3 pseudogenes are annotated in these 2725 nt (G+C 67.1%); 2 read left to right on the plus strand and 1 reads right to left on the minus strand.

Going from position 1 to position 2725, the window contains the following annotated elements:
* Nucleotides 1-90 precede the first annotated feature (90 nt).
* A pseudogene (locus ACIBJG_RS38735) lies at nt 91-581 on the plus strand (IS5 family transposase); the annotation flags it as partial.
* Between the two features lie 688 nt (nt 582-1269).
* On the opposite strand, the pseudogene ACIBJG_RS38740 reads toward ACIBJG_RS38735, so the two are convergent.
* A pseudogene (locus tag ACIBJG_RS38740) lies at nt 1270-2221 on the minus strand (IS1380 family transposase); the annotation flags it as partial.
* 2 nt (nt 2222-2223) lie between these two features.
* Between ACIBJG_RS38740 and ACIBJG_RS38745 the strand changes: the two are divergent.
* Nucleotides 2224-2607, plus strand: a pseudogene (locus ACIBJG_RS38745) (LuxR C-terminal-related transcriptional regulator); the annotation flags it as partial.
* Between the last annotated feature and the right edge of the window lie 118 nt (nt 2608-2725).

The following is a 2725-nucleotide window of genomic DNA, read 5'->3' on the forward strand; positions in this document are numbered from 1 at the left end:
CTCATGTTGCTCTTCTTGCTCACTACCTGTGACTGCTTCCTCCGGGACCATCCGTCCCAGTATCAAGCTGTCCGGCCCGCAGGGGGAACCTCAGACCACACGCTCGGACGCTCCGGCGGCGGCTTGAGTACGAAGGTCCACCTGGCCAGCGACAGCCGGGCACGGCCTCTGGCTATCCACGTCACTGCAGGCCACGCCCGAACGCACCAGCCGTCGAGGCGGTAACGGCCAGAATCCGGATCCCGCGATGCGGACTTGGCAGGGCAAGAACCCGCCCTACGGTCGTCCTTGCGGATCTGGCCTACTCTTCCCGCGCAAACTGTGGGCACCGCCGCCGTCGCGGTATTCGGGCCGTCATCCCGCAGCCTGCGGACCAGATCGGTCACCGTCTGCGGCGAGGCCGCGCCGGAGGCCGCCCGCCAGCCTTCGATGCTGAAAGATGCCAGGAGCGCAATACCGTCGAGCGGTGCATCGCCCGCCTCAAGCAGTGGCGCGGCCTCGCGATGCGGACGGACACGCTCGCCATCGCGTATCAGGCCGCATTGCACCTCGCGGCCATTCTGATCTGGTCCCGCAGGTGACAGGAAGCCGGCTTGAGCCGACCTACTGGAGGTCTGTACTCGGTTGGCGACGCCAGTCCCAGCGAGGATGTCGGTCTATCAGGCTATGAAACTTGCTCGTCGGCAAGATCTCGAAATGGTTGGCATCCAGGAGACCGTCCACCCCAGGGAGGACGTTGCTGAGGAATGTCCGGGCCGCGTCCATGGATTGGCACGACACGTGGACCGCATACGGTTCGCCGATCGAGGTCGTCACTTGCTCAAGCTCGTCCGGCTCGAAGTCCGTCAGGATCCCGCCCGAGAGGTCGAGGGAGAACGAGTACCCGTGCCAGTCCAACCTTTCGTCACCCGTCACAGGATCCGGCACGAGCTCAAAGGAACGGAATCGATCTTCAAGCGACGGGCGCTGCTCCGCGGGGACAAGGATGATCACTGATGGCCAGGACACGGTTTACCTCCACGCCGACAGTAGGCATGCGCCCCCTTCGTTTCTCCATACTTTTCGCTTCAGCTGGGTGGCTTCTGCACCAAGGAGACACGCCCTAACCTCGAAGTTTCATGACGGTCCGCCGACGAAGTCGGTGGGCCGTTTTCGTGCCGTGGGCGGAGAGTGGACAGGTTGACGGCCCGAGTGTCGTCTCGGGGAGGCGCCGGATTCCACTGCTCCGGTGTCGCGATGCTGTCGTAGGGACGGGAAAGTTGCTGGTCCGCCGGGGTTCGGCAGGAGTGCGAGCTGGTCGAGTGCGGCGGTGATGTGACTGGACCAGGGCCGGGCCAGGCGGAGGATTCGCCGGCGGCCAGTGGTGACGAGTTGTCCGGCCGTGGTGAACAGGCGGAACCGCAGGCGGCGAGTCTCCCAGAGGCGGGCCTTGCCGGTCAGCGCGAGCATCGGCATCCAGGCCAGCAGGTCGAGGGCGATCTGCACGATCTCCAGCCAGATCTGGTTCTGGGCGGTGTGGTCCAGGGGAAGGTTCCGTAGGCCGGTGGCGCGGGCGTTTCGGATGCGGTCCTCGGCCCGGGCCCGCAGTCGGTGACGGAGCTCGAGTTCGGCGATCGGCCGGTCCGAGGTGTTGGTGGCGAAGCACGTCAGCCGCATGCCGTCTGCATCGGTGAGCCGCAACTGGGCCCCGGGATGCGGTCGTTCCTTGCGGACGATCAGCCGCATGCCCTTGGGCCAGCCGTCCAGGACGTCACCGGTGAGTTCGGCGACCCAGGCGCCGTCGCGGACCTCGCCGTCCGTCTCGACGGCCGACCTCCAGCTCGACGGCCGACCTCCAGGCCGATGCCGGAACCTTCAGCACGTGCTGGTGGATCGCCTCGGTGACCGTCATGCCGACCGAGTAGGACAGCCACCGCCCTCGCCGGGCGAGCCAGGCGACGAAGTCGTGGGTGCCACCCGCGGAGTCGGTGCGGATCAGGGTCCGGCGCCCACGCCGGTACTCCTTCGGCAGCTGGGCCAAGGCCAGTTGGGTGGCGGTGATGTCGTCGGCCGCGGTGTACGATCCCGCGTTGCCCGCTCTGAGCAGGGCCGCGACCGGTTCACCGGTGCCGCCCGGTCCGTGGTCGACGAACCCCATCAGCGGGTGGTGCCCGTAGGTCCGCTTCCAGGTGGGTGCGGCACCCTCCTTGTCCGAGTGAGCGATCACCAGGACCCCGTCCATCGCGCGCCGGCGCCAGCGGCTTCCTGATCAAGGACGCGCTACCGGAGGAGCTCCTCTCCGGCATCCGGGCCGTGGCCAGCGGCGACGCGGTGGTCGCCCCGAGCCTGACCCGCCGTCTCCTCGACGCATACGTGCAGCACTTGCCGGCCACCCCAGGCAGCCCTGCGACCCCGGACGCACGGATCGCAAAACTCACCGACCGGGAACGGGAGATCCTCACCGTCATCGGCCGGGGCTGGACCAACTCGGAGATCGCCGAACGCTTCCACGTAGCCGAATCCACAGTGAAGACCCACGTCTCGCGCATCCTCGCAAAGACCGGCGCCAGGGATCGTGTGCAAGCGGTCATCCTGGCGTACGACACCCACCTGGTCACAGCGGACTGAGACCGCTCTGCGTGAGCGGGTCGGGAACGCAGAAAAGCCCCGTGCCACAAGGGCACGGGGCTTAACTATCAAAAGGAGTTCGGCGGCGTCCTACTCTCCCACAGGGTCCCCCCTGCAG

The organism is Streptomyces sp. NPDC050422 (assembly GCF_044458665.1).
GTDB lineage: Bacteria > Actinomycetota > Actinomycetes > Streptomycetales > Streptomycetaceae > Streptomyces.